Here is a 709-nt window from a genome sequence, read left to right as displayed (position 1 = left end):
CATCAGATCCCCGGCTACGCCGGTCCCATCGGCCCCAAAAGGGCCCTCCCCCCAACGGCCCCAACGATCCAGCGGTCAATGGCCTCAATGGCCCCAACGATCCAGCGGTCAACGGCGCCAACGGCCCCAACGGCTCCTGGCTCCCAGCGACCCGTCGGGACCCGAGAGCGATCCCGATGGCCAGTGGTTTCGGAGGGATCAGGGGTTGTTTTTGTGGCGGGCGCGGAAGGCGGCTACGTTTGCGCGGCTGGCGCAGCGGGCCGAGCAGTAGCGCCGGGAACGGTTGGATGAGGTGTCGAGGAAGGCCCGTGCGCAACGCGGCTCCCGGCAGCGGCCGAGCCGGTCGACGCCCAGTTCGGCGACGACCGCGGCCAGGCCCATCACGGCGCTCGCGGCGTAGTCCTCGGCCAGGTGGAGGTGCCAGCGCCGGCCGTCGTGGTCGGAGAGCTGTGGGCGTACGGGATAGCGGACGAGCAGGGCGTTGAGCCGCTCGACCACGGCTCGCTCGTCGCCCGCCGCGTCGAAGACGGCGGCGAGTTCGTCGCGCAGCCGTCTGAGGTCTGGCGGCGGGCTGGGATCGTCGGCCAGCCGGACCGCCCACTCGGCGTAAGAGGTCAGGTCCATGTTCGAGTATTACACCAGATCGTGCCGGCGAGACGCCTCACCACCGATGCACCCACCGCCCCTCGGCCCCGCGCCCTCCGGCCCC

The 709-nt window shown here is 71.4% G+C and carries 1 protein-coding gene; it reads right to left on the bottom strand.

Features of this window, described 5'->3' with window-relative positions; translation table 11 throughout:
- Window positions 1-198: 198 nt before the first annotated feature.
- Window positions 199-624: a CGNR zinc finger domain-containing protein gene (locus ITP53_RS55650; protein ID WP_195903532.1), complete on the bottom strand. Its 426-nt coding sequence runs from the start codon at window positions 622-624 to the stop codon at window positions 199-201.
- Between the last annotated feature and the right edge of the window lie 85 nt (window positions 625-709).

Source organism: Nonomuraea cypriaca (assembly GCF_015645445.1).
Lineage (GTDB): Bacteria > Actinomycetota > Actinomycetes > Streptosporangiales > Streptosporangiaceae > Nonomuraea > Nonomuraea cypriaca.
This window is presented reverse-complemented; position numbering and strand designations above follow the sequence as displayed.

Excerpts from the sequence above, each read along its gene's own strand:
- ITP53_RS55650 (WP_195903532.1), bottom strand. The coding sequence starts at position 624 with ATGGACCTGACCTCTTACGCCGAGTGGGCGGTCCGGCTGGCCGACGAT.